Origin of the sequence: Streptococcus mitis (genome assembly GCF_023109515.1) — a bacterium.
Lineage (GTDB): Bacteria > Bacillota > Bacilli > Lactobacillales > Streptococcaceae > Streptococcus > Streptococcus mitis_CS.
On the sequence record NZ_JALDUM010000002.1, the window covers coordinates 285661 to 312460 of the forward strand.

Consider the following 26800-nt stretch of genomic DNA (forward strand, 5'->3'; position numbering starts at 1 on the left):
ACTACTTCCTATCTACATTTTTCTTTACTTTTTTTGCATACACTTGCAATTCTGTTAACGCTAGTGGATTTACCAAGTTTTCAAATCGAAGACGAACAGCATAAGTTTTCACCTTGTCAAATTCAAAACGAAACTCCTCATCCTTGTCGCTTGAAACTTTTCGGATAGCTGATACAGGGCGCCAATTCTCCTCTTGTTTGAGCAAGGAACCCTTATCCAAATGGTTGGGAGTCCGAGGCAAGCTAGGCTCATTCCCTACATAATAATCGATATGGGTAGGATCCACCGCCATGTAGTCTTGATTTTCAACATAATACAAGGTCAGGTTATCCACAAATCGCGGTTTTAAAATCCCTGCATCTCCAAAAAGAATGCCCACACTGGCTTGCTCTGACTTGACAATCCAAGTATTGGCTATCGATTTCTTCCGAGCAATGACCTTGTCATTGAGGTAGGAGGCTGGGTGATTCGGCTCTGAGTGGGAAGTAAAGACCAGAGGCAGATTGGACCCTGTCCATTGATTGGAAATGACTTCCCCATCTACACTTGCATCTGTCACATGAATGGTGACTGTTGCTGGCAACTCACAGCCTGCTACCTGCCCTGTGAGCACACTTTCTCCTACCTGAGCATAGACTTGAGGATCGAGTTCATCCCAAGTCACCTTGGCCGTATCTCTTCTGCCATCTGATAAGACTAGCTTGACTCGGTCTGGTAAGTGTGGGGCTTCCTTGACAAGCGTCCAAACCCTTTCAGGCTCAATAGCGCAAATCCCTTGGACACAAACCTGAGCAGAAGCCTTTAAATCCAACCCCTCTAGCTGACCAGATACCATAAACTCATGAAAGCTTGCTATATCTTCTTCGGATATTGCCTCCCAAACAACCTTGACTCGTTTTGCACTACCGGACTCATAGTCCACCAAAACTGAAGATGGAAGATGTGGATAAGTTCCCTTAGCTGTATACAAGCGAAGTGGTCGTACAAAAGCTGCCTGCCCTAGTGAGGTATTTTCTGCGACCTGCAAATGAGTTTGATAGGTCTTTCCTTGAATAGCCAAGTCGCCTGCAGACAAGCAATAAAGCACTCCCTGCTTGATAATGGCGTGGGCACTACCACTCGTCTCCCAAATCACTTCACTATTCCCCACCTTGTTCACAGGGTTATCCACAATTTGTGGATAAAGTCCAATCGCTGGGGAATTCTCTTCTTGTAATCCTGCCTGCTTGTCCACTCGAATCTCAAACAAGCTCTTATTTTTCACTGGTTGGGTAGCCAAAGCATCTCCCACTAGGAAATCAAAACTTGCTGGCTCTAGACCTCTGGCACTGGCCTTTACTCTTACGTGACCTGCCTGATCTAAACTCTGAACCAAAAGGACACCTCTGCCATGAAAGGCTTGCCGCTTAAACTGACCATTTTTCTGAGCCTGATAACGTTCACGACTAGCCTGCCTGCCATTATCCACACCCACAATGCGAGCAGGGCCCTCAATTTTAAAATGAAGCTGATTGGAAGCACTCGGCACCCAATTTCCATCCTTGTCCAATACATCAAAATAGAGATAGAGGAGGTCTTGCCCATCTGGCTCCAGTTTTGTTTTCTCAGCATGTAACCCGATTTTGGCTGGCTTACCTGCAGTCACCACCCTATCTTCTGCCACAATCTGACCTTGATGGTCATAGGCCACAGCATGCAATTCTCCTGGTTGATAAGCCAAACGCCATTCGATATAGAGTTGGTCAGAACCTTCTCCCTCTTGGTATTTTCGACCGTCTGAAGTCCATTTCTCCTGAAAAGTCTTCCTACCTTGGGATTTTCCATTAAGAAATAGCTCTACCGAACCAGCATTTGAATACACTCGAACAGGGATATCCCCATACTTATCCACAACTTGTTGATAACTCTTGTGGATTTCCCAATTCCAGTGGGGCAGGATATGAACCATGGGATGCTGATCTAGGTCCAACCACTGACTTTGATAGAGATAATAGTCATTTTTAGGAATCCCTGCTGTGTCCACAATCCCAAAATAGGAACTCTTGACAGGTGTATCATTTTGGTTGTGCCAAGGAGTCGGTTCACCGATATAGTCCACTCCTGTCCAGATAAACTGACCCGCATAGTCTAGCCGATTTCTATCTGCTATCCAAGAAGCCGTCGCTGTCTTCCCCCAAGGAACCCGATCATTGCCATAGTCTGACTGTTCAAAATTCCTCACGCGGCGATTATCCCCAACCCATTCCTTAGCTGGGCGAAAATAGCTATCACGCGTCCTTGTAGCCGATGAGGTTTCAGACCCATAAAGTCGCCACTTGGGATGTCTTTTGCGAATCGCGTCAATATTATCTTCCGAGTAATTCAAGCCCACCACATCCAGCAAATCAGCAATCTTTTCATGACCTCCAGAACCATCTCCGAAGCGGAACTGGTCCATTCCCATGGTCACAAAACGGCTATCATCAACCTCCTTAACCCTTTCTAGCAAGCGTTTGATAGTCTTCAATGAATGAGCATCGCCATTTGCTTCACTGACTTCGTTTCCCAAGGACCACATAAAGATAGCTGGATTGTTCTTGCCACGCTCAATCATGGTGCGTAAATCATAATCTGACCAGAAATCGCCTGCTTTCGCTTCTGGATGAGTCGCTTCTTCCTCAAAAAAGCGACCATAATCATATTCTTTCTTGCCTCCATACCATGTATCAAAGGCTTCTTCTTGAATAAGTAGCCCCATTTTAGCAGCCACATCCAGCAAGATACTACTAGCTGGATTATGGGTGATTCGGATTGCATTGACACCCATTTCCTTCATCTGGCGCAATCGTCTCTCGGCAGCTGACCTGTTTTCCACAGCTCCCAGTGCTCCGTAGTCATGGTGCAGACAAACCCCATGAATCTTCAACCAGCGACCATTTAGAAAGAAGCCCTTATCCACTTGCCAATCCATATAGCGGTAACCAAAATTCTCCTCTTCTTCATCAACCAAAATGCCATTTTTGTAGAGGCGAGTCTTCAATTGGTAAAGGTGAGGTGAATCAATATCCCAAAACAAAGGTTGGAAAACTGATATGGCTTGTTGGAAAGAATATTTGTCCCCAGACTCAATCACTAGAGAGTCTGTCGCCTGCCAGTCTGACAGCTGTTGTCCATCATACCAGATACTCTGCTCCAAATACACCGACACGGACTGAGGTCCATCATTTGAAACCTCACTTGTAAGCTGAGTTTCCACCCATCCATCTCTTTGTTCCTTTAGCTTGGGACTTTCTATCTTAATCCCATATAAATCCAGATGCACCAAATCTGTAATCAACAATTCTACTTCTCGGTAAATACCGCTACCCGAGTACCAACGACTGCTAGGTTGCTGATTGTCCACAAAAACCGCAAGCTGGTTGGCCGTCCCATCATTTCTTAGATAAGGCGTGATATCATAAGAAAAAGGTGTGTAGCCATTGGGATAATAACCCAGCACTTGCCCGTTGATATAGACTTGGGCATTCATGTAAACCCCGTCAAACAACAAACGCACCGATACAAGACTGGCATCTTCTTCCAAGTAAAACTGTGTCCGATACCAGGCCTGACCCCCGTTTAACTGACCACCCTCATTTTGCGCTGGCGAATACTGGTCAAAATCATTGTAAATACTCCAGTCATGTGGCACTTGAATAGCCTGCCAATTTCCCCTCTGAAAATCCGGTGCCAAGGCATCCTCTTTCCCCACCTCTTGACTAAAAAACCAGTGATTTCGTAAAACTTCTTCTCTTCTCATACAAGCATTCCTCTTTAAACAAGTCTATCAATTTGACTATATCACAAAACAAAAGCGCTTTCAATATTTCCTCCATCACTCCCTAAATACTCAGAAAAGATTCTATAATTTGTGGAGGAGGATTTTAATCCTCAAAGCTACAAGGGTAATACAAAAAGAGCCTGTTGCCAAGCTCTTTGTACTCAATGAAAATCAAAAAGCAAACTAGGAAACTAGCCGCAGGTTGCTCAAAACACCGTTTTGAGGTAGTAGATAAGACTGACGAAGTCAGTTACATATATCTACGGCAAGGCGACGCTGACGTGGTTTGAAGAGATTTTCGAAGAGTATTAGTCTATTATTTCTTCTCAGCACGTAGGGCTGACAAGATTTGTGTACGGATATCATCCACACCATTTGGAGTATTTGGTAAAAAGATAGTTTGATTTCCTTTAGAGGCAAAGGTATTCAAGGTATCCAAATACTGGTTGGTTAAGAGGATGGACATGATTTGTTCTTCTGTCATGCCAACATTGGCTTCCTTGAGTTCGGTGATAGACTCTGCCAATCCATCCACAATCGCTTTACGCTGTTGGGCAATCCCCACACCATGAAGGCGGTCTTTCTCTGCTTCGGCTTCAGCTGCAGTGACGATTTTAATCTTATCAGCTTCCGCCAATTCTTGCGCTGCGACCCGCTTGCGCTGCGCCGCATTGATTTCATTCATGGATTGCTTGACTTCTGCATCTGGTTCGACCTTGGTAATCAAGGTTTTCACGATAATATAACCGTAAGTAGTCATTTCTTCTGCTACTTGGTGTTGAACTTCAAGGGCAATCTCATCTTTTTTCTCAAACAATTCATCCAAGGTTAATTTGGGAACAGAAGAGCGAAGAGCATCTTCGATATAAGATTTAATCTGAGATTCTGGACGCATGAGTTTATAGTAGGCATCTGTTACGCTCTGCTCATTAACACGGTACTGAGTCGCTACATTCATCATAACGAACACATTGTCCTTGGTCTTAGTCTCAACCACAATATCGCTTTGCAACAAGCGCAACTGAATCCGCGCCGCAATCGAGTCAATCCCAAAAGGCAAGCGGATGTGAATACCGCTATTGGCAACCTTTTGGTATTTCCCAAAGCGTTCAATAATCGCCACCGACTGTTGACGAACCACATAAACTGTACTCAGTGTGACTATCACCAATAGGAGCACACAAACCACCACAAAAATCATCAAAAATGTTGTTACCATCGCGACGACCTCCATCATTATTTTTTTCTGTATTATAGCACATTTAAAGAAGGATGTGCAGTTTTTACTGCAATTTTTCCTGAAATGTCAATAATTAGAGGTGAATTGTCACATTGTCGTCAAATCTCTTGCTAAAACAACTCTTTATAAAAGGCAATCGTTTCTTCTAAGGTTGGCATAAATGGGTTTCCTGGTGCGCAGGCATCAATCAAGGCATTCTTAGAAAGGTATTCAAAGTCGAAATCTTTTTCTTCAATACCAAGTTCAGTCAATTTCTTAGGAATACCTACTGTCTCAGAAAGCTTCTCAATCTCAGCAATCGCATAATCGGCACACTCTTCATCTGATTTATCCTCTACATGGAGTCCCAAGGCTTTAGCAACATTGCGGAAAGCTTCTGGTACACGTTTAGCATTTTCACGTTCTATAACTGGTAGCAACATGGCACAGCAAACACCGTGTGGCAAGTTATATACTGCACCGAGTTGATGAGCCATTGAGTGAACATAACCAAGACCAGCATTGTTAAAGCTCATACCACCAAGGAAAATAGCATTGACCATACCTTCACGCGCTTCAATATCGTGTCCATTTGCTACAGCGCGAGGAAGGTATTCCTTGATAAGCTCAATAGCACCAATAGACAGTTTCTTGGTTACATCATAAGCACCAGGTGTTACCAAAGCTTCAACAGCGTGAGTCAGAGCATCCATACCTGTCGCAGCAGTCAAGGCTTGAGGTTTTGAAATCATCAATTCAGGGTCATTAACAGAGATAAGAGCAAGGCTATTCTTGTCAACCATTACCATCTTAACCTTGCGTTCTTCGTCGGTAATCACATAGTTAATGGTAATTTCTGCTGATGTACCTGCAGTAGTATTGATAGCTACAACTGGCAAGCCTTTTTTAGCAGACTTATGAAGCCCTTCATAATCCTGTGGTTTTCCACCATTTGTAGCCATGATAGAGATACAACTAGCTGCATCCTGTGGAGAGCCCCCACCAAGACTGATGATAAAATCACATCCATGTTCTTCCAAAGCAGCTACCCCATCTGTGACATTCTTACAAGTAGGGTTTGGCTCTACATCGCTAAAGATGACATATTCGATTCCTTCTGTATCTAGCGGTTTTAAAACCTTAGGCAAAATGTCACTTCCTTCGATAAACTTATCTGTCACCAAAAGTGCCTTTTTATAGCCAAGTTCCTTGATATAAGGACCCACTTCATTTACAACACCTTTTCCAATAAGGTTGACTGCCGGAACATAAAATGTAGCCATATAATTTTCCTCCTGCGCCTTCGCGCTATATATTTAACATCATTATATTACTTTTTGTATTCGTTTTCAATCATTTGTGAAATATCTAACAAATATTTTTAAAAGGAGTGGAATTTGACTATTATTTATGAGATCATTTTCCATCAGCAAACAAAACAAGTAGAACAGATATAGTTCAATCATTAAGCAATGTTGATGATCTGAATGTAGTGTGATATACTATTTTTGTCATCGGTTACCGATTACGTTCCTTACGGTTCGTGAGAGGAGGTGAAACTAATGAACCTTGCCCCAGAGCTCGTTCTTACTATTATAGCGGACGTCATAGCAGGAATTATCTTGTATTTCGTCTGCAAATGGCTAGATGGTAAGAAGTAGACCGAGTGACTAGCCTATCAACACCCGTTAAATCTCTAAGATACGTCAAAAAAGCCCTTAACTATGGCAGTAGTTAGGGGCTTTGGTGTTCTAATGAACCTTGTCCGTTAAAATTATTCTAACATATAAGCCCAAATATTTCAAGAGTTTTATTTATTGTTTAAAGTTCTGAAAGGTTTATAATGAAGTTACCATCTAGTATCCAAAAACCGACTAGCTCCTATGAACTAGTCGATTTCTCATCAATGCGCCAACATTTCTTGGGCAATTTCTTGGCCAGATAGGTTATCTGGGTAGTAGGTTGGCCAGTTATCCATTTCTTCAAAGAGGGCTTCTTGGCTTGTACCTCCAAAGAAGATATGGAAATGTTCTGCCTTAACTGGGGCGATATTGTGGTCACTAAACTGAACATACTTGAACTGTCCAGCGTCTGCATCCGTTGCTTCAAAGAGGAAGCGCACGCCACGATTGCCTTTCTTGTAAGTCAAGATTTTCTTACCAACATACTTGTAAGTATATTTCTTGCTTTGTCCACCTTGAACAAATTCCATAGTGTTATCAGTAATGTTAATCTTAGTCACATCTGTCTGATAGCCTTTTGTATAGTAGGCCTTGTACTCAGCCTGAGTCATCTTACCTGTCAACTTAGCCTTGTAGTCAAAGACTTGGTCAAACGTGCCATCTTCAAGGAAAGGATAAACTGATTGCCAGTTACCTGTATAGTCACTCAAGGTGCGGTCTTTGACGTCTGCATCCTCGAAGTAACCATTGTGGACTGTCTTGGTATCCTCTGCCTTTTCAGGCTCAATTGCTGGGCCTTCTTGGTCCGTTGTTTGTTTCAGAGCCTTGAGGTTTTTCTCCATAACAGAGATGTAGTTTTCGCCAGCCTTGGTATCCTCTTCTGTCAGACTTTCTAAAGGATTAAGGACATCTGTTTTGACACCTGCCTCTTTTGAAAGTGTGTTAGCAAGGGCTTGTGAAGCATTCTCTTCAAAGTAGATATAGGCGATTTTATTTTTCTTGACGTACTCTGTCAATTCTGCCAAACGAGCAGCTGATGGCTCGGCATCTGGAGAGAGGCCTGAGATAGCGACTTGTTTGAGACCGTAGTCCAAGGCGAGATAGTTAAAGGCTGCGTGCTGCGTTACAAAGCTCTTTTGTTTGGCTTGAGACAAGCCTTCTGCATAAGCCTTATCCAAGGCTTGTAATTTTTCGATATAGGCAGCAGCATTCTTCTCAAAGGTCTCTTTTTTATCAGGATAATCTGCTGATAAACTGTCACGGATGTGCTCTACTAGTTTAATGGCACGAACCGGTGATAACCAAACATGAGGATCGTACTCATGGTGATGTCCTTCTTCTCCATGGTCATGGTCTCCCTCTTCTTCCTCACCACCTGGCAAGAGCAACATATCGCCTGTCGCCTTGATGGTTTTTACCTTTTTCTTATCCAAAGTATCTAGCAATTTAGGAACCCAAGTTTCCATGTTTTCATTTTCATAAACGAAGGTGTCTGCATCTTGAATCTTGGCAACTGCCTTGGCAGATGGTTCATATTCATGGGGTTCTGTACCAGCACCGATTAGGAGTTCTACATTAGCAGTATCTCCTGCAACTTGCTTGGTAAATTCATAGACAGGGTAAAAGGTTGTCACAATATTTAGTTTGCCATCTGCCTGCTTTTGATTGGAACAAGCCACTAAAAACAAGGCACATAGACTGGCGAGTAATAAGCTAATTTTTTTCATGTTCATCTCCTATTTGATAAAACGTCTTACTAAACTAATGAGTAAAAAGACAGTTACAAAAATAATTGTAATGCTTGCACTTGCAGGTGTTTCTGCATAGTAGGAAATGTAAAGTCCTGCTACCATTCCCAAAAATCCAATAGCACTGGCAAGCAGCATAACCGATTTAAAGTTTTTCCCCAGACGCAGGGCTATACTAGCTGGCAAGACCATAATGGTCGATACCAGAAGAGCTCCCGCAGCTGGAATCATAAGGGCAATGGCCACCCCCGTCACCATGTTAAAAAGAATGGACATGGTACGAACTGGCAAGCCATCCACAAAGGCCGTATCCTCATCAAAGGTCAGTATATACATAGGACGAAGGAAGAGGAAGGTCAAAATCAAGACAACCGCCGCAATGACAAAGAGGGAAATGACCTGCTCTTCGCTAATAGTCACGATTGAGCCGAAAAGGTACTGATCCAAACTCATAGAACTAGAGCTTTTACCCTTGCTCATGACAATCAGAGAAACAGCCAGACCTGTTGACATGAGGATAGCTGTCCCGATTTCCATAAAGCTCTTATAAACCGTACGGAGATACTCCAGAAAGACCGCCGCAATCAAAACAATGGCAATAGTGGAAATAGTCGGAGAAATCCCCAGAACCAAACCAAAAGCTACACCCGAAAGCGAGACGTGGCTGAGGGTATCACTCATCAAACTCTGACGACGCAAGATAAGGAAGGTTCCCAATACCGGCGAGAAAAGACTCATGGCAATAACGGCCAGAAATGCACGTTGCATAAAGTCATAAGATAACAAACTAAGCATGGCCCACCTCCTGATCATTCTCATGAACGTTGAAACAACGCCATGGCGAGTCTTGGTTACGGACTAGATGGATATTGCGGTCCGCATAGTCCTTAACTTCTTCAGGGTCATGGGTAATCATCAAAACAGCCTTGCCATGATGATGGGCGCTGTGGTGCATGAGTTCATAAAATTCATTTTTACTTCCTGCATCCATCCCCGTTGTCGGCTCATCTAGGATAAATACATCTGGGTCAGAGGCAAACATACGCGCGATCACCGCTCGCTGCTTTTGTCCTCCAGATAGAGACCCCAAGCGTTTGTCTCGATGTTCCCACATACCAACTGAGTCCAAACTAGCCTTGATATGCTCCTCATCATGAGCATTCAAACGACGGAACCAACCCTTTCGTGGATAGCGACCCGACTTGACAAACTCATAAACCGTACTTGGAAAACCAGCATTAAAACTGGCAATCTGTTGAGGAAGGTAAGCTATTCTCAATTTCTTACCCTGCGTATTTGTCGTTGAAATAGTCACCTTTCCAATGCGTGGCTGAAGGATTCCAAGACTGGCCTTAATCAGTGTCGTCTTAGCTGCCCCATTCTCCCCTGTCAAGGTAACAAATTCCCCACTATCAACACTATAATTGATATGTTCAAGAACTGGCTCCTTATCATAATAGAAGGATAAATCCTCTACCGTAATATATCTCATTATTTGATTTCTCCTACTAAAGCAGTCAAAAACCGCTGAATCACTTTTTGTTCATTTGGAGTAAACTGAGTCGCCACTTGTTCATAGGTTAAAAGTGTATGCTCATGGTGATGATGGTGCTCCTCAGCGATTGGACGAGCCAAATCAGTCAACTGATAAAAAATCACACGCGCATCCTTAGGATCTTTAGATGTTTCCAACATTCCTTCCTTGACCAAAGACTTAATGGCCTTGGTAACCGCCGCCTGACTGACATTGAGGCGACGCGCTAATTCTGAATTTGTTAAAGATTCCTCTGACAAAAGCATGAGAATATGCTCCTGAGTATTGGTCAGGGCCACCTCGCTAGTACAATGACCTATTAGGATTTCATGCTGATTTTCCGCCTGCAAAATCACCTCATTTAAAAAGGCATCGATATCCTTCGCTAGCTGTCTCATATCTGACTCCTTTCCTTTTAGACTTCTCTTTTTTAAGAGAAAATACTATTCTTTAAAAAAAATTATTTACTGGTTAATTATATCACAACCAAAAAAAGAGTCAAGAAAAAACGTGAAAATAGGCTTCATTCTTGAACTCTTCTATATTATGATCTATTGAAATTCTTTGACATCTCCATCATAAGTCGCCCAATCTTTGCTGAAAAAGCGCTCATTCAGATGGTAAGTCGGAGCTGGTGTGGGATTGGATAGGAAAGGATCAACTGCCTTGTCAAAAGCCAACCAACCCAACCAACCAAGGTGAATGGTATCTTTCATAAAGAAAGGCTCCCCGCCATCCTTAGAAAAATCTGCTATATTGGTAAAACCTTGACTTTCTAACTGATAACGAATCTTTTGCACCGTTTGTTGGTACATATCCTCTCGTAGACCAGCGTAGTCCATCCATTTTTTATTAACAGGCGGAATGATAAAAATTGGGTTTACCTTGGATTTAGAAAACTGGGTTAACACCAACTGCAAATCATTATATTCTGGCGACTTGAGGTAGGTAAAATTTTTCTGAGAATCCTTTAATTTATTCAAATCCTTTTTAATCTGCGTATTATAGAAATAATTTTCCATTCCCAGATCATTATTGGAAGTATTCTTTTCTGCATCTGCTTTGACAACATCTTCTATAGCTTGATAAGAAAACTGATCTGGCAAGGTCTTTAAATACTTAGCTACATGCTTATCGTATTTGAAATAGCCTCTAACCGAAAACTGACCAAAAAAGGAAGCTTGGCGTTCATTAAAACGAGCCAATAATTCAATCATTTCATTGTCTGCCGTCGACAATTCTTCTTTACTCGCCAACTTCTGAACTAGATCCTTCAAAGCTACATTTGGAAACTGCTCTAGTAAGCGAGTTGCTGCATATTGACTAGCCTGATCTCCAGATTGATGTCCCAGAAAACTCGTCAACTGATCCCCATTAAAATACTGCTGGAAGGCTGCTGGCTCATAGCCATTTTTACTAAACCACTGGGGCGAGATGACATATACAACTTGTTTATTCTCCAGTTGTGGCAACATCTGTTGCATCCCGAAATACTGGTTGAGCGATGCAGCTCCCCTCTGTCCTAAAAGATAGGGGCGATAAGAGCGGTTGTATTTCTCAGCCAATACCGCAGGATGGGCACCGTCAAAACGAAGCCATTCACTGGAGCCAAAGAAGGGAACAAAACGCATATTTGGATCTGTAAGAGCCCTTACTTTTTGGCTTCTCTCTTTAAAACTCTCTACACTAACAGAAGCCGCCGAATATTTCTCCTCCGTCAGATTATGGCTTGTTGTACTTGGATAAAAAAAGATGAGTAGAAGAACCAAAAATCCAGCTATGAAGATGGGCCCGAAAATCATCCATAAGCGTTTAAGCATTTTGTAGCTCCACAATACCAGCTATGATTTTATTGGCTGTATTCCAGTCGTCGCGACCAAACTCTGTTACAGGAACGCGAATGTCAAAACGGTTTTCAATCTCCACAATCAACTCTACCGTTCCCATACTATCCAAGACACCTGCATCAAAAAGATCTTCATCCATCATGTCAGAAACATCTTCCATAAACAACTCATCAATAATTTCGATAACTTCTGATTTGATATCCATATTTTATTTCCTTTATTTTTTAAACCATAAATCATTCAAGAATCCAGAAAAGATTAAGAATGACAGCATGACGACATGGAAGGTGATAACCATGCCAAGCAACTGAATCCAGCGATTCTCAGGTAGAGCAGGCTTCCCTGCTTTTTTCCGTTCCTTATTGAGTGTTTTTTTCTTACGAACCCAAGCGTCATTGATGACCAAACCCAATCCATGAAAGAGTCCATAGGCGATGTAGTACCAGGTCACGCCATGCCAAAATCCCATAATCAGCATATTTACAATGTAGGCCACACTTGAGGTTACATTGCGATTTTTAAAGACCTTCTTTCTAGTCAACACCATGACCATTCGCATAAAGACAAAGTCACGGAACCAGAAGGACAGACTCATATGCCAACGATTCCAAAATTCCTTTAAATCCCTTGATAAAAAGGGCTTATTAAAGTTGATAGGGCTACGAATTCCCATCAAATTTGAAATGGCTAAGGCAAACATAGAGTAACCTGCAAAGTCAAAGAAAAGCTCCAGACCAAAGGTATACATAACTGCCAAGGCATAGTGGTTAAAGAAGCCACCTGACTGCAGGGCTAGATTCTTCAGAGGAGGGAGTAAGGTCTCTCCTAAAATATGAGCTAGGATAAACTTGTACAAAAATCCCCACATGATATAGCGAACAGATTCATCCAACATATCCAGCAACTCATCCCGCTCAGGAATGGTCTGATAATTTTCATTAAAACGCTTAAAGCGATCAATTGGACCACTCGAGAAAGTCGGCATGAAGAGAAGAAAACGGAGGAATTCCCAGAGGGTAAAATCCTTAATCACTCCATCTCTCAGCTCGATGATAATCCCAACCGAACGAAAGGTCAGGTAAGAAATTCCCAAAAATCCAAGCAAAGACTGCGTTCCATTGATAGCTGGCTGCACCTTGACAAAGATAATCGGAAGGAGGGATAGAAAGCTAACTAGGTAGAAGACCCACTTGCCATCCTTACTTTTTCGATAATGCTTATAGAAGAGTAAGAGCAATATCTCCCAGCAAAGGTAAATACCCAAGGCAGCCAATTGATTGGTCTTCCCACCTACCAACATGGTGACGATAAAGAAGAGACTAACCAGCACTTCATACCAGGCAAAGCGTTTCTTAAAAAAGAGGCCAATAAAGATGGGCAAGGTTGCAGCAATCACATAGACAAAATACTGAGGATTGGCATATGGCTCTAAATGAGGAAGCTGTTGAAAGAACTCCATCATCTCTTATTCACCTCGTTAATCAATCCTTTGATGTCAATTTTTCCATTTGGAGTCAGTGGCAAACTGTCTCGATAAAGGAATTTAGATGGCATCATGTAGGACATCATAATATCTGTCAAGTCTTCCTTGATAGCCTTGGTAATATCGATATCACGTTCAAACTGTTCACGAACACCGTCTTTTAAGATGACATAAGCCAATAGATTTTGAACCTTGTGGTCTTTGTTATAGCGCGGAACAGCGACAGCAGACTCGATATAACGAGACTTATTAAGATTTTGAGAGACATCTTCTAACTCAATGCGGTAACCGTTGAACTTAATCTGGAAGTCCATGCGTCCGCCGTAGAGAAGCAAGCCCTCATCTGTCATAGTTCCCACATCGCCTGTGTGATAGGCTGGCAGACCTTCAAACTCAAAGAAAGCTTCTGCTGTTTTTTCAGGATTATTCATATAGCCTTTTGACACAGCTGGTCCAGAGACAATGATTTCACCCTGTTCGCCATTTGGCAGTTTATTGCCTTCCTCATCAATGATAAATGTTGGAGAATCAGCCTTGGTATAGCCGATTGGTAGGCGTTTGAGAGTCGCCAACATCTCATCTGTCACGGCAACTGCTGACAGAGCCACTGTCGCTTCTGTTGGACCGTAGGCATTGATAATACGGGCATTTGGGAAACGCTCGCGCAGTTTTTGAGCTGTTTTGACCGTCAATTCTTCACCATCAAAGTAGAAATGCGTGATTCCTGGCATTTTCTCACTGTTAAAGTCTTCAGACAACATGGCCATATCCGCAAAGGATGGTGTTGAAGTCCAGATAGCGATTGGCAATGAAAAGATGGTCGCAAAGAGTTGCTTAAAGTCCTGAGTAATGGCAGAAGGAAGAGCGAAAAGCGTACCACCAAGTGCCAAGGTTGGTGCCCAGTACATGACAGACAGGTCAAATGAATAAGGTGGTTGAGCTAGCATTTGCGGACGACTCGGTGTCGCAAATTCCTTGTCCGTAATCATCCAGTTGGTAAAGCTGAGGAGGTTATCATGGGAAATCTGCACTCCCTTAGGCTTACCAGTCGTACCAGAAGTAAAGATGATGTAGTAGTTATCATCGCCCTTGACTGGATGCGTGATCTCATAGCTTGTCCCTTGAGCAAAGGCTTCTTGAACCTGAGCTAGAGTCATCATTGGCGTAGAAACCTGCTCCAATGGAAAGTCTGAGATGGCAATAATCAAGCTTGGCTCTGCTACTTCTAAAATAGCTGAAACTCGCTCCAAAGCCGAATGGCTATCAATGGGAATGTAGGCATGACCTGACTTAGTCAGCGCTACAAAAGTTGCCAACATTTCATATTCTTGGCCTCCAAAAACAACCACCGGAGATTTCTCTGGCAAATCTAGTTGATCAATGGCTACAGCCAAACTATCCGAATCAGCCTTCAAATCTCCATAAGTATGTTCCTGCCCTAAAACATTGTAAACAGTATAGGTAGGCTGTGTCTGAGCAAAATGCTCAATGGTTTCAATCATATCTACTATTGGTTTATTTGACACAATAGGAATTCTCCTTCAAGTTAAAATTCATTATAGATAAAGCTTCCTTGACCCTGACCAAGATAGCTAAAGAAGTAAAGCAGCCCTAGAAAGATAAGAAAATACAAGGCTGTCCGACCAAGAAAGAGGTACAATTCTTTTCTCTGTTTCATCAAGAAAAACCATTCATTTCTGTAATTTTTCGCTAAAATAAGAGTGATTCTTACTAGCTTATTTTTCTACCATTGTACCATTTTATAGGGTAATTTTTCAATTGTTTACCGTACATTTTCACTGCATTTAAGCTAATTTTAAAGATTATGCGGTTTTTCTATGTATATTTTTAAAAAAGCCTGAGATTTTCATCTCAAGCTTTATCAACATAATTGTTTTCTAGATTAGAAAAGTGAGAATACAAGCACGGCCAAGGCTGCACCGATAACAGGTCCCACAACAGGAATCCAGGCATAAGACCAGTCTCCGTCTCCCTTGTTTGAAATTGGAAGGATACTGTGCATGATACGAGGTCCAAGGTCACGTGCAGGGTTCAAGGCATAACCTGTTGTCCCACCTAGTGATAGACCGATACCGACAATCAAAGTTCCCACTGCAAAGGTTCCGATTCCTGCTTGAAGGTCATAAAGTCCCAAAGCAAAGATTGTCAATACCAATACAAAGGTGCCAAGGATTTCGCTAATCAAGTTTGATACAGTATCTTTTATAGCTGGGCCTGTGCTGAAAGTAGCCAAAATATTTCCTGCATTTTCTTCTGCCTCATAATGTGGCTTGAATTGCAACCAAACCAAAATCTGACCGAGCATAGCCCCTGCGAACTGGGCTAAGATATAAGGCAAAACGGAAGCCCAAGGTAAATCACCTTTTAAAGCCACACCAATTGTCACAGCTGGGTTTAAATGAGCTGGACTGAGCTTGCCAGATACAAATACTGCAACCGCAACTGCAATCCCCCAACCCATGGTAATCACAATCCAACCTGAGCTATTGCTCTTAGTTTTAGGAAGAACCACACCTGCAACAACACCATTTCCTAGAAGAATCAGGATTAAAGTTCCCAAAAATTCTCCAAATAATTCATTCATCATCTTTCTATCTCCATTAAAAAGAAGGGGCGGGCGACAAGGATTGTTGCCCGCCGCCTCTTTTATTTTTTCTTAATTTTTTAATTCTGCTAAATCGTTGTTAGCAAGAGCTGCTTCGACATCCGCACGGTAAGCGGCTTTTTCTTCTTCAGTCCAGTCATAGAATCGTCCCATTTCATCCAAAACTGGCTCAACGATGCTATCCAAACTATCACGCATAAAGAGCATGTGGTTGGTACGACGAAGGAGGAAGTCAACTGGGCTCAGAGCCAACTCATTGCGCATTGCATAGTGAAGGGACAAGGTATCTGCCAAGCTGAGTCCTGGTGCTTGTTCTAAACTATGAGCAAGAGCAAAGACTTTCGGTGCATTTGAACCATAAAGATTTGCTAGGTAATGAGCTTCCTTGCTATCCAAACCACGTGACACTCCAAGTTGCGCAAAGGCTTCGATTTCTGAGTCCACATTTGCTGGGTTCAATTCCCCACCTGAAACAGGGTAAGTCTTAGAATTGATGAGTTTAAAGCTACGGTCAAATTCTGCTTTGAGGATGTCAACCACGCGCTCCATAGCTCCTTCAGCCATCTTACGGTAGTCTGTGATTTTACCACCAGCAAGGGTCAAGAGACCATTATCATCTCGGTCCAAGCTAGAACCACGAGAAACTGCAGATGGGTCCAAATGTTTCTCAGAGGTACTGTTTTCAAGCTTGCTAACAGCAGCCTCTACATCTTCACGAGTTTTTTCTTTAGAGAGATAAGATTCAACAGTCGTAATCAAGTTGTTAAAGCTTTCATCACTGATGGTTCCGTTATTTCCTCCATTGTAGTCAGAAGCGCTATTGCCTGCGATCAATGGACGAAGACCTGCCCAGCTGCTTTCGATATCATCAATAGTAATGTTGGCTTCTGGGAAGCGGTTATTGACAATGCCAAGTAGGTAATCTACATCTTCCTGCGTCACTTTTGGATGTTCCAAATCACCTGTGTAGTCTGTATCCGTTGTACCGAAGTAAGTCTTGTTTTCACGTGGGAGAACAAAGACCATACGGCCATCACCCAAACCTGTATCAAAGTAAACTGGCTGTGAAACCTTGATCTTGCTTGAATCCACTACCAAGTGAACTCCCTTAGTTGGACGCATTTGTGAGAATTGTGTTCCCTTATTAGACAAATTGCGCACCTTGTCGCTCCAAGGACCTGTTGTGTTAATAACCAGACGGGCCTTGATTTCAAAGACTTGGTCTGTCAAGAGATCACGAGCTACAACACCTGTAATCTTGCCACTTTCGTCAAATAGGAAGCCTTCTGCCTTCACGTGGTTAGCAATGAGGGCACCGTCCTGGTTGGCACGTTTGATGTTTTCGATCACGAGACGCGCATCGTTGTTACGGAAGTCAAGATAAACTCCACCTCCTACCAAACCTTCTTTCTTCAAGTTTGGCTGGCGTTCCAAGACTTCTTCCTTGCTCAAAACCTTGTTAGCAGCTGGTGTGTTGTTGACACCTGCCAAGAGGTCGTAAAGATCCATAGCTACTTTAAGACGGAAGAGGCTAAAAGTAGCTCCATCTTCATCGTAAACTGGCAAGAGCATTGGGTCTGGTTTCGGAATGTGTGGAGCGATTTGTTGAACCACTGCACGTTCAGAAACTGTATCTGATACCACTTCTACATCAAATTGCTTAAGGTAACGTAGTCCTCCATGAACCAATTTTGTTGAACGGCTGGATGTTCCTTCTGCGAAGTCCTGCATTTCAATCAAACCAGTATCTAGACCACTAGCTGCCGCCTGCAAGGCTACACCAGCACCAGTGATACCTCCACCGATAATCAAGAGGTCCAAGGTACGTTCCTGCATTTTTTGAATTGATAATTCACGTGTTTTCTTTGAAAATTCCATATTTACACACTTTCTAACTGAGTCGCTTTATTCTTCCAGTATTAGTCGTCTACTTCCGCAAAGACTTGAGTTGCTTTTACAGCCTTCTTCCAGCCCTTGTAGAGTTGTTCCTTGCGAGATTCGTTCATAGATGGCTCGAAGAGCTCTCCTGTCTCGTTCAAGAGTTTCAACTCATCCAAGTCTTTCCAATAGCCCACTGACAAACCTGCTAGGAAGGCTGCCCCTAGAGCTGTTGTTTCCAAGTTTTTGGCGCGTGCGATATCGATTCCCAAAATATCAGCTTGGAATTGCATGAGGAAATTGTTCATAGCTGCACCACCGTCTACTTTCAAGACTTGGATAGCTGTCTGCGCATCCACTTGCATCGTATCGATGATATCACGGACTTGATAAGCGATAGATTGAAGAGTTGCCTTGATAAAGTCTTCTTTACTTGTTCCACGAGTTAAGCCAAAGACAGAACCGCGGGCATTTTGGTTCCAGTATGGAGCACCTAGACCTGTAAAGGCTGGAACGACATAAACTTCATCATTGTTGTGAGAATCACGGGCATATTTTTCAGATTCTGGTGAATTTTCAACCATGCGAAGTCCATCACGAAGCCACTGAATGGCGCTGCCTGCGATGAAGATTGAACCTTCCAAGGCATAGTAAACCTTGCCATTGATTCCGTAACCAATGGTTGTTAATAGGTTGTTCTCAGACAACTGCATCTCTTCACCAGTATTCATGATGATGAAAGAACCTGTTCCATAAGTATTCTTGACCATACCTGGTTCAAAGGCCAACTGTCCAAAGAGGGCTGCTTGTTGGTCCCCAGCCATACCTGAGATTGGCACTTCTCCACCGTAGAAATGGAATGGAGCTGTCTTACCATAGATTTCAGAGTTAGAACGAACTTCTGGCAACATAGCCTTTGGAATGTTGAGGATTTCCAAAATCTCATCATCCCATTTAAGTTCTTTAATGTTATAAAGCATGGTACGAGCTGCATTTGAGTAGTCCGTCACGTGAGCCGCACCGTCAGTCAATTTCCAAACCAACCAAGTATCGATGGTACCAAAGAGCAATTCCCCTTTTTCTGCTCGCTCTTGAGCACCTTCTACATGATCCAAAATCCAACGAACCTTGGTAGCAGAGAAGTAAGCATCGATGATCAAACCAGTCTTTTCATGGAATTTTTCCACATAACCTTGGTTTTTTAGTTGCTCAGCCAAAGGGGCTGTTTGGCGAGACTGCCAAACGATAGCATTGTAGATAGGGAGCCCTGTTTTCTTATCCCAGACGACAGTTGTTTCACGCTGGTTGGTAATCCCGATTGCTTCGATTTGATTTGGCTTGACACCACTTTCGATGAAAGCACCCGCAATAACTGACTGAACAGAGTTCCAAATTTCATTGGCATTGTGCTCTACCCAACCTGCCTGAGGGAAAATCTGGGTAAACTCTTTTTGACTCGAGCTAACTTTTTCTCCTTTTTTGTTGAAAATAATGGCACGAGAACTTGTAGTTCCCTGGTCAATGGCCATAATGTATTTTTCTTGTGACATGTGCTGTCCTCCTGATAAAGATCTTGAGGATGTTTCCTCTTTACACTAACTAGTATACAAAATAAAGCGCTTTCTTATTCATCAACTTTTTTTAATTTTTTAAAAAATGTGAGTAGATTGTGTGAATTTCACAAAAAAGACCTGGAACGACCAAGCCTTTTAAGTGAATAATAACTGACGAATAGCCGCCAAATCTTCCATATCCAAGTCATTTTTTAAATAATAGACTGGTGTTTGTTCCTTCTTATGAATCGGGTTATTGGTAACCAGCAAATCATAATGTCGAGTTCGGTCATAGGCTTCAATGGTAATAAAACGATTGTATTCCAAATACCGTTTTAAAATGGCTGCCATCCTTGAAAAGACAAGAAAACCAGATGTCAAATCCAGACCAATCCGCATATGCTGACCACCATTTTCTGCCATATATTCCATCAACTGAAGCCATTCCCAGAGAATTTTCTTATCCAAATCCGTCCCCTGCTGAAAGGCAGGTAGAGCATGAAAAATCTCCTCTGCCGTCCCCCTAAAATCATGTTCCATCAGTAAATATGGATGACGATTCTCTAACTTGTACTTGTAGCGATCCTGTAAAATATAGCCCTTATAAAGATAGACTTGAGCACAAAGCTGACTGAGTTCATAGGTAACATGGTCCTCTGTATAATCACCCAGTAACTCCTCCTTCTTCATTTCTTGAATCAATTGCGTCAGTAAAGCTGCCAACTGCCCTCCAAATCCAAGAATATACTCCATAGTATGAAGAGGAAGAATACGATGAGATAGGAGAAATGAGAAGAAAATCATCATCTCACCATCCTCAATTCCGAGAGGAAGGTGTTGCCCAGCAAAAAAGGACGGAGCCTTTCTCAGCAAACGAAGATAGGAAATATTGTCAAAATACCCTCGCATTTTCTCTTCTATGACTTGGAACTGACAGGCATTGACCCGTAGACGTTGTTGACTGATGTGGGACCAGAGAACCAAGTCTAACTTCTGCCCCGAAGACAAGCTTGCACCGCAGATTTCTTCTAAAGTGGCAATCTCCTGTTTTCTCTCTGGTTTCTGCATGTGACCTTCCCACTCCTGACTTGACCAGACCTTGCGAAAAAGACAGAAATAGAAATAGCGAATCTGATGCTCTGGACCTCGCCAACGTCCATTTTGGATGGATAAATCAAATTCTGACAAAATATGATTTAAACTAGCTAAGTGGCGACCAAGTGTTGCCTCACTAATCATCAATTCTTGAGCCAGCTGATGGGCTAAAAACTGTTGGTGGTAGAGAAGATAGACTAAAATTTGGTATTTAACAGCATTCTCCAAAAACAAGCTCCGAATATCTCTCCCCTTGGTAGCTGCACCGATCGACAGGCGCAGATTTTCATCCTCTAAGGAGATATTCAGCTCTAAGCCACTATCCAAAGCCTTGTCATTGAGAAGGGTGACATATTTGGTTAGGGTTGCTTTTGAAAATCCTGTTTCCTCCATTACAGCCTTGACGGTCGTCTGAGACTCTTGTAATAGAAAGGAAAGGATTGAAAATTGGCCAGATTCGGCCTTTTCCATCAAATCTCCTAAATACATTTGTTACCCCTTTCATTTTCTTCCTTTAGAATAACACAAAACTTAAAAATGATGAAATAATCTGTTTCTCTTTTTATTTTCATGCTGATTTCCTGGTCCATTATCCTGAAAATCAGCAAACACACGGCTCCCCCTTTGGGCATTTTTATGCTAAAATAGTAGCTATGGATAAAATTATTAAAACAATATCAGAAAGCGGAGCCTTTCGTGCTTTTGTCCTTGATAGCACGGAAACCGTCCGCACTGCTCAAGAAAAACACCAAACCCAAGCTAGCTCAACTGTAGCACTTGGTCGAACTCTTATCGCTAGCCAGATTCTCGCAGCCAATGAAAAAGGAAACACTAAACTAACAGTGAAGGTGCTGGGTTCTAGCTCCCTAGGTGCTATCATCACGGTCGCTGATACCAAGGGGAATGTCAAAGGCTATGTTCAAAATCCTGGTGTTGACATCAAAAAGACTGCAACTGGTGAAGTTCTAGTCGGACCTTTTGTTGGCAATGGCCAATTCCTCGTTATCACAGACTACGGTACTGGAAATCCTTACAACTCTATGACTCCTCTCATCTCTGGAGAAATTGGTGAAGACCTGGCCTTTTACCTGACTGAAAGCCAACAAACACCTTCAGCAGTCGGCCTCAATGTCCTTTTGGACGAGGAAGACAAGGTCAAGGTTGCAGGTGGTTTCCTAGTCCAAGTCTTGCCAGGAGCCAAGGAAGAAGAGATTGCTCGCTTTGAAAAACGCATCCAAGAAATGCCAGCTATCTCGACGCTTCTAGAGAGTGAAGACCATATTGAAGCCCTCCTCAAGGCTATCTACGGCGACGAGGCCTACAAGCGTCTTTCTGAAGAAGAAATCCGTTTCCAATGTGACTGTAGCCATGAGCGCTTTATGAACGCTCTTGCTAGCCTTCCAAGCTCAGACTTGCAGGAAATGAAAGAGGAAGACCACGGAGCAGAAATCACTTGTCAATTCTGCCAAACTACTTACAACTTTGATGAAAACGACCTGGAGGAACTCATTCGTGACAAATCTTAATACACCTTTTATGATTGGCAATGTTGAGATTCCCAATCGTACCGTTTTAGCACCCATGGCTGGCGTGACCAACTCAGCCTTTCGTACTATCGCAAAAGAGCTTGGAGCTGGACTCGTTGTAATGGAAATGGTCTCTGACAAGGGAATCCAATACAACAATGAAAAAACCCTGCACATGCTTCATATCGATGAAGGTGAAAACCCTGTTTCTATCCAACTCTTTGGTAGTGATGAAGACAGCCTAGCGCGCGCAGCAGAATTCATCCAAGAAAATACCAAGACCGATATAGTCGATATCAACATGGGCTGCCCAGTTAACAAAATCGTGAAAAACGAAGCTGGCGCTATGTGGCTCAAGGATCCAGACAAGATTTACTCTATTATCAACAAGGTTCAGTCTGTCCTTGATATTCCCCTCACCGTCAAGATGCGTACCGGCTGGTCCGACCCAGCTCTTGCAGTAGAAAATGCCCTCGCTGCTGAAGCTGCAGGCGTTTCTGCCCTCGCCATGCATGGCCGTACCCGTGAGCAAATGTATACAGGTCACGCAGACCTTGAGACCTTGCACGACGTAGCTCAAGCTCTGACCAAGATTCCCTTCATCGCCAACGGTGACATCCGTACAGTTCAAGAAGCCAAGCAACGCATCGAAGAAGTCGGTGCTGATGCAGTTATGATTGGCCGAGCTGCCATGGGAAATCCTTACCTCTTCAACCAAATCAACCACTACTTTGAAACAGGAGAAATTCTACCTGATTTGACCTTTGAAGACAAGATGAAAATTGCCTACGAACACTTGAAACGCTTGATTAACCTCAAAGGAGAAAATGTCGCAGTTCGTGAATTCCGTGGCCTCGCTCCTCACTACCTCCGTGGAACATCTGGCGCTGCCAAACTTCGTGGAGCTATTTCACAAGCTAGCACCCTAGCAGAGATTGAGGCACTCTTGCAATTGGACAAGGCTTAAAATGGTTCATACTGCTCTACTTGTTATCGATATGCAAAAAGCATTTGATAACCCTATCTGGGGAGAACGGAATAACCCTCAAGCTGAACAACAAGCATTGAGGGTACTGGCATACTTTCGTAAACACGTTCTTCCAGTCTTACATGTTCAACACATATCTGACAATCCCCAGTCGCAATTTCATAACAAACAAAATCAGGTGTTTAAAAGTGGATTTGAGCCAGTCACCTCAGAACCTATCTTTCAAAAAACGGTTAATAGCGCCTTTATTGAAACAAATCTTGAAACATATTTACGAAAAAAACAGATTTGTCATTTAGTCGTTGTTGGTTTGACTCTGCCTCATTGTATATCCACTACGACACGAATGGCAGCAAATCTTGGTTTTGAAGTCACTTTACTAGCAGATGCCACTGCCAGTTTTACCCTATCTAACAAAAACGGTCAGACCATCTCTCCTGAGACTATCCATGAGATTAATCTCCTTTCTCTACAAGATGAGTTTGCTCAAATTCTTACTACAGAAGAATTTTTAACCCAAGTACAAGTATAAAATAATCCGTCAACTCTTATTGAGCTGACGGATTTTGAATGCAGTAATGCAGTGAACCGAAACACAAATAGATAAATTTGGACCTTATACTCTTCGAAAATCTCTTCAAACCACGTCAGCATCGCCTTACCGTAGGTATGGTTACTGACTTCGTCAGTTCTATCCACAACCTCAAAACAGTGTTTTGAGCTGACTTCGTCAGTTCTATCTACAACCTCAAAGCAGTGCTTTGAGCAGCCTGCGGCTAGCTTCCTAGTTTGCTCTTTGATTTTCATTGAGTATTAGAACTGATGATTAACAATTATTCATAAATGTCTATAGATTCACTCATAACTGACCATACTAGTCTACCCCCTTTAGAGCACTAATCATGTCAATCTTTCTCATACGAAGACTAATAAAATAAGCAGTCCCTAAAGATGTAAACCAAACCAATAACGTAGCAGAAGCAAGGACATACATACTGACATAAGCGGTATACTCAATTCGAATCGTCGAAAATGTTGCTACATATTCTTTCAAAAACCATATGCCTAAAGGAATTCCTATTATCCACCCAATAAAGGTAGTTAGTATAGTCTCAAAAAGAGTTACCATCTGTAGATATTGATTAGAAAATCCTAATACTTGTAATGTAGCATAGTCTCTCATTCTCTCTACAAAGTTTAAAGAGCCCAGATTATAGAGAACAATAATAACAAGTAATAAGGCAAAGCCAATAATCATTAGAAATACACTCATCAAACTAGATACAAAATCATAGGCATTTTTTTCTTGGCTCCCTTTTTCAATGACAGATAGAACACCTTTGTCTTGCTTAATAGTATCTTCGTCCACCTCCGGCCCAACTAATAAAGTATGTGGAGTAAAATCTCCCCCTGATTTTTCAAAGACTCTAGCATGAAGATAAGCCCCTTGATTGGTTTCACTTGTGACAATCCCTTTTACTTCAAACTTGTAAGTATGACCATCTTGATAGGGAGTCACATTTAAAAAATCTCCGACTTTAATACCTGCTAAATGGGCAAATGATCTAGTTACATACAAACCATCATCTTTCAAAGAATCAGCACTCTCTGTTTTTGCTTGGATCATATCTCCATCATCAAATATAATCAATAAACGATTGTAGCTATCATCTGGATTAAAATGTGCTTGTGAGATTTGTACGCCTTGCCCACCATATCTGGACTTAGAAGTGGTATAATCCGCTACGGTCAGTCGTTTTGAATAAGAAAAATCTTCATTATATGCCTTATCAACAAGATGATTCATGGACACAGGCATACCAATTCCAGCAATCAGTAACATCATACTTCCTGCAACTCCCACGATTCCCATCAAAACTCGAATACGATTAAACGAGGCATCCCGAATTGCCCATCTTGAAGGATAAGAAATTCGTTGCCAGATAGAGGAAAATCTTTCTACAAAGACAGATTTAGCAACTTTTTCTTTACCTCTTAAAAATATTGCTGGTAAGCCTCTAGCTGACTCTCTAGAAGCTAAATAGGCAGCTAAAACACAAATAATAATGACTACAATACCAACGACTATTGATGAAGATGAATAAGAGATTTGCCAATTTGGAAGTGTAAACATTGACTTTTGAGTTTCTAGTACAAACCATGACATCAAGGGAGAAATAGCAAAGCCTGCAAAACTTCCTAATAAACTTACTACTAAGCCAAATAAAATATAATGTAAACTGATAGCCTGATTTGAAAAACCTAAAGCCTTTAATACAGCAATCTCTTTTGTTTGGCCATCAATCAAACGCTGAATGATTGTAAACATAGCCAAAATAGCTAACAAAATAAAGATAAAAGAAAATAAGTAAGATAAGTTTCTAATTTGCCCAACTCGATCGGTAGCTTCTGATATTTCAGTTAAACTTTTTTGATCTTGATAAGAAATTAAATCGCCCCCAAAAATAGACTCTAAATCTCCTCGCAAATCTATCTTAGAGCCATAAATTTCTAAGGCATTATCTGACGATAAACCCAGAATTCCTTTTGCAATTTCATTATCTGCAATATAACCATAGGCATCATTGTCAGGATTTGGAGCTATATATTCCATGCTACCTGTAAAATAAATCTTATCTGTTGCCTGAACAAATCCTACAATTTCTAAATCTATCTGTTTCCCCCTTGATGAAATAGAAATTGAATCTCCAATCTGTAATTGATTCTTCTTAGCATAATTCCCATCAATCCAAATCGAATCTTGTTTTCCTTCAGAAAAAGGACTTCCTTCTGTTACTGTAACCAGTTGATTATCTGTAATCGTTTCAAGATTGATTCGTCCATCAGTCTTGTCTAAACGAACAATATTAGCAAATCCTTTCTTTTTACTGATAACTTTTTCAACAGAAGATAATAGTTCAACCTGCTTAATTTTTGATTCATCAATTTGTCTCGCTTGAACCCAAACAACAGGAAGTTCAGATTGTTTCAAATAACTCTGTAGACTCTTTTCAAGTCCATGCCAAGCTCCTTGTAGACCTACAAAGATTAATACACTTAATAGAGACATCAGAAAAACAGAGAAAAATTGTTGCCAATTTTGCCGGAGATCTCTTAATAATTTTATATGAAGATACCTCATCCCAACACCTCTTCATTATTCTCTATTTTTTCAATACTTCCATCTTTCAAATATATAACTCGATCTGCAAATTTAGCAAACTCCCTATTGTGTGTAACCATTACAACTGCAGCATTCCCATTTCTAGAAACTTCCTTCAATAAAGTTAAAATACTATCGCCTGTCTTTGAATCTAACGCTCCTGTAGGTTCATCACACAATAATAGACTAGGCTCTTTAGCCAATGCCCTTGCAATTGATACACGTTGCATTTCACCTCCAGAAAGCTGATTAGGAAAATTATTTTTTCTATGAAGTAAACCAACTTGATCTAAATACATATCAATTTCTTTATTGTTTTTCACTAAATTTGCTGCAATACCTATATTCTCCTTGGCTGTTAAACTTGGAACTAAGTTATAAAATTGAAAAACAAAACCAATTTTATCTTTTCGATAAGCAGATAATTCCTTGTCCGTAAACTTTGTTACTAGTTCCTCATCAAATATAAAGGTTCCTGATGTCGCACGATCCATCCCACCAAGTAAATTTAGTAACGTACTTTTCCCTGAACCTGATGGACCTAAAATAACTGTAAATTTCCCTTTCTCAATAGAAAAACTAACTTGATCTAAAGCACGAACTTCTTGCTCCCCCACCTTATAAATCTTACTAATATTTTGAAACTGAATCATATATAC

The 26800-nt window shown here is 41.7% G+C and carries 21 protein-coding genes; 3 read left to right on the forward strand and 18 right to left on the reverse strand.

Features of this window, described 5'->3' with window-relative positions; genetic code table 11:
• Position 1 precedes the first annotated feature (1 nt).
• The 16 genes from M1G05_RS07070 to M1G05_RS07145 all read right to left on the reverse strand — a co-directional run bounded on the left by M1G05_RS07070 (position 2) and on the right by M1G05_RS07145 (position 20953).
• Entirely contained in the window at positions 2–3778 is a 3777-nt protein-coding gene (locus tag M1G05_RS07070) for a glycoside hydrolase family 2 TIM barrel-domain containing protein (RefSeq protein WP_247953417.1), read from the reverse strand.
• Positions 3779–4115: 337 nt separating this feature from the next.
• Complete coding sequence (locus M1G05_RS07075; protein WP_004235732.1) at positions 4116–5000, reverse strand: SPFH domain-containing protein; 885 nt, start codon at positions 4998–5000, stop codon at positions 4116–4118.
• Positions 5001–5149: 149 nt separating this feature from the next.
• The gene (locus tag M1G05_RS07080; RefSeq protein ID WP_045612453.1) at positions 5150–6301 is read right to left on the reverse strand and encodes an iron-containing alcohol dehydrogenase; all 1152 of its coding nucleotides are present in this window, start codon (positions 6299–6301) and stop codon (positions 5150–5152) included.
• Positions 6302–6921: 620 nt separating this feature from the next.
• Positions 6922–8427 (reverse strand): zinc ABC transporter substrate-binding protein AdcA, encoded by a 1506-nt coding sequence (gene adcA, locus M1G05_RS07085; protein ID WP_247953418.1) that lies wholly within the window; start codon positions 8425–8427, stop codon positions 6922–6924.
• 9 nt (positions 8428–8436) lie between these two features.
• Complete coding sequence (locus M1G05_RS07090; RefSeq protein ID WP_000950030.1) at positions 8437–9243, reverse strand: metal ABC transporter permease; 807 nt, start codon at positions 9241–9243, stop codon at positions 8437–8439.
• Positions 9236–9940: a metal ABC transporter ATP-binding protein gene (locus tag M1G05_RS07095; protein WP_125443258.1), complete on the reverse strand. Its 705-nt coding sequence runs from the start codon at positions 9938–9940 to the stop codon at positions 9236–9238. The genes M1G05_RS07090 and M1G05_RS07095 overlap by 8 nt, the downstream gene beginning before the upstream one ends.
• Positions 9940–10380 carry a zinc-dependent transcriptional regulator AdcR gene (gene adcR, locus M1G05_RS07100; protein WP_001249308.1) on the reverse strand — a complete coding sequence of 147 codons (441 nt, stop codon included), beginning with the start codon at positions 10378–10380 and terminating at the stop codon, positions 9940–9942. Before adcR ends, M1G05_RS07095 begins: the two co-directional genes overlap by 1 nt.
• Before the next feature lie 153 nt (positions 10381–10533).
• Positions 10534–11802 (reverse strand): D-alanyl-lipoteichoic acid biosynthesis protein DltD, encoded by a 1269-nt coding sequence (dltD, locus tag M1G05_RS07105; RefSeq protein WP_247953419.1) that lies wholly within the window; start codon positions 11800–11802, stop codon positions 10534–10536.
• Positions 11795–12034 carry a D-alanine--poly(phosphoribitol) ligase subunit DltC gene (gene dltC, locus M1G05_RS07110; RefSeq protein WP_000351967.1) on the reverse strand — a complete coding sequence of 80 codons (240 nt, stop codon included), beginning with the start codon at positions 12032–12034 and terminating at the stop codon, positions 11795–11797. Before dltC ends, dltD begins: the two co-directional genes overlap by 8 nt.
• A 12-nt stretch (positions 12035–12046) precedes the next feature.
• Positions 12047–13291 carry a D-alanyl-lipoteichoic acid biosynthesis protein DltB gene (gene dltB / locus M1G05_RS07115; protein WP_247953420.1) on the reverse strand — a complete coding sequence of 415 codons (1245 nt, stop codon included), beginning with the start codon at positions 13289–13291 and terminating at the stop codon, positions 12047–12049.
• Positions 13288–14838: a D-alanine--poly(phosphoribitol) ligase subunit DltA gene (gene dltA, locus M1G05_RS07120; RefSeq protein WP_247953421.1), complete on the reverse strand. Its 1551-nt coding sequence runs from the start codon at positions 14836–14838 to the stop codon at positions 13288–13290. Before dltA ends, dltB begins: the two co-directional genes overlap by 4 nt.
• A 20-nt stretch (positions 14839–14858) precedes the next feature.
• Positions 14859–14990, reverse strand: coding sequence for a teichoic acid D-Ala incorporation-associated protein DltX (locus tag M1G05_RS07125; protein WP_000813667.1), 132 nt, complete (start codon positions 14988–14990; stop codon positions 14859–14861).
• 225 nt (positions 14991–15215) lie between these two features.
• Positions 15216–15920 (reverse strand): MIP/aquaporin family protein, encoded by a 705-nt coding sequence (locus M1G05_RS07130; RefSeq protein ID WP_004255366.1) that lies wholly within the window; start codon positions 15918–15920, stop codon positions 15216–15218.
• 69 nt (positions 15921–15989) lie between these two features.
• Entirely contained in the window at positions 15990–17816 is a 1827-nt protein-coding gene (gene glpO, locus M1G05_RS07135; protein ID WP_247953422.1) for a type 1 glycerol-3-phosphate oxidase, read from the reverse strand.
• A 41-nt stretch (positions 17817–17857) separates the two neighbouring features.
• Entirely contained in the window at positions 17858–19366 is a 1509-nt protein-coding gene (glpK, locus tag M1G05_RS07140) for a glycerol kinase GlpK (RefSeq protein ID WP_020902633.1), read from the reverse strand.
• Between the two features lie 159 nt (positions 19367–19525).
• On the reverse strand, positions 19526–20953 hold the full coding sequence (locus tag M1G05_RS07145; RefSeq protein WP_247953423.1) for an AcpB/EbpR/MafR family transcriptional regulator: 1428 nt from the start codon (positions 20951–20953) through the stop codon (positions 19526–19528).
• Positions 20954–21117: 164 nt separating this feature from the next.
• Here M1G05_RS07145 and hslO point away from each other — a divergent pair, with 164 nt between their 5' ends.
• From hslO to M1G05_RS07160, 3 genes are read left to right on the forward strand one after another with little or no spacing between them, the layout of a single operon-like run.
• Positions 21118–21990, forward strand: coding sequence for an Hsp33 family molecular chaperone HslO (hslO, locus tag M1G05_RS07150; RefSeq protein WP_000357854.1), 873 nt, complete (start codon positions 21118–21120; stop codon positions 21988–21990).
• On the forward strand, positions 21977–22957 hold the full coding sequence (dusB, locus tag M1G05_RS07155; protein ID WP_049551175.1) for a tRNA dihydrouridine synthase DusB: 981 nt from the start codon (positions 21977–21979) through the stop codon (positions 22955–22957). The genes hslO and dusB overlap by 14 nt, the downstream gene beginning before the upstream one ends.
• A 1-nt stretch (position 22958) precedes the next feature.
• Positions 22959–23510, forward strand: a complete 552-nt coding sequence (locus M1G05_RS07160; protein ID WP_247953424.1) for a cysteine hydrolase family protein — start codon at positions 22959–22961, stop codon at positions 23508–23510.
• 342 nt (positions 23511–23852) lie between these two features.
• Here the strand turns inward: M1G05_RS07160 and M1G05_RS07165 are convergent, their stop codons facing one another.
• Together M1G05_RS07165 and M1G05_RS07170 are read right to left on the reverse strand one after the other, a co-directional pair.
• The gene (locus M1G05_RS07165; RefSeq protein WP_247953425.1) at positions 23853–26120 is read right to left on the reverse strand and encodes an ABC transporter permease; all 2268 of its coding nucleotides are present in this window, start codon (positions 26118–26120) and stop codon (positions 23853–23855) included.
• Positions 26117–26794, reverse strand: coding sequence for an ABC transporter ATP-binding protein (locus M1G05_RS07170; protein WP_000614114.1), 678 nt, complete (start codon positions 26792–26794; stop codon positions 26117–26119). The genes M1G05_RS07165 and M1G05_RS07170 overlap by 4 nt, the downstream gene beginning before the upstream one ends.
• Between the last annotated feature and the right edge of the window lie 6 nt (positions 26795–26800).

Coding starts and splice junctions, on each gene's coding strand:
- M1G05_RS07070 (WP_247953417.1), bottom strand. CDS start 3,778: ATGAGAAGAGAAGAAGTTTTACGAAATCACTGGTTTTTTAGTCAAGAG.
- M1G05_RS07075 (WP_004235732.1), bottom strand. CDS start 5,000: ATGATTTTTGTGGTGGTTTGTGTGCTCCTATTGGTGATAGTCACACTG.
- M1G05_RS07080 (WP_045612453.1), bottom strand. CDS start 6,301: ATGGCTACATTTTATGTTCCGGCAGTCAACCTTATTGGAAAAGGTGTT.
- adcA (WP_247953418.1), bottom strand. CDS start 8,427: ATGAAAAAAATTAGCTTATTACTCGCCAGTCTATGTGCCTTGTTTTTA.
- M1G05_RS07090 (WP_000950030.1), bottom strand. CDS start 9,243: ATGCTTAGTTTGTTATCTTATGACTTTATGCAACGTGCATTTCTGGCC.
- M1G05_RS07095 (WP_125443258.1), bottom strand. CDS start 9,940: ATGAGATATATTACGGTAGAGGATTTATCCTTCTATTATGATAAGGAG.
- adcR (WP_001249308.1), bottom strand. CDS start 10,380: ATGAGACAGCTAGCGAAGGATATCGATGCCTTTTTAAATGAGGTGATT.
- dltD (WP_247953419.1), bottom strand. CDS start 11,802: ATGCTTAAACGCTTATGGATGATTTTCGGGCCCATCTTCATAGCTGGA.
- dltC (WP_000351967.1), bottom strand. CDS start 12,034: ATGGATATCAAATCAGAAGTTATCGAAATTATTGATGAGTTGTTTATG.
- dltB (WP_247953420.1), bottom strand. CDS start 13,291: ATGATGGAGTTCTTTCAACAGCTTCCTCATTTAGAGCCATATGCCAAT.
- M1G05_RS07125 (WP_000813667.1), bottom strand. CDS start 14,990: ATGAAACAGAGAAAAGAATTGTACCTCTTTCTTGGTCGGACAGCCTTG.
- M1G05_RS07130 (WP_004255366.1), bottom strand. CDS start 15,920: ATGATGAATGAATTATTTGGAGAATTTTTGGGAACTTTAATCCTGATT.
- glpO (WP_247953422.1), bottom strand. CDS start 17,816: ATGGAATTTTCAAAGAAAACACGTGAATTATCAATTCAAAAAATGCAG.
- glpK (WP_020902633.1), bottom strand. CDS start 19,366: ATGTCACAAGAAAAATACATTATGGCCATTGACCAGGGAACTACAAGT.
- M1G05_RS07145 (WP_247953423.1), bottom strand. CDS start 20,953: ATGTATTTAGGAGATTTGATGGAAAAGGCCGAATCTGGCCAATTTTCA.
- hslO (WP_000357854.1), top strand. CDS start 21,118: ATGGATAAAATTATTAAAACAATATCAGAAAGCGGAGCCTTTCGTGCT.
- M1G05_RS07160 (WP_247953424.1), top strand. CDS start 22,959: ATGGTTCATACTGCTCTACTTGTTATCGATATGCAAAAAGCATTTGAT.
- M1G05_RS07165 (WP_247953425.1), bottom strand. CDS start 26,120: ATGAGGTATCTTCATATAAAATTATTAAGAGATCTCCGGCAAAATTGG.
- M1G05_RS07170 (WP_000614114.1), bottom strand. CDS start 26,794: ATGATTCAGTTTCAAAATATTAGTAAGATTTATAAGGTGGGGGAGCAA.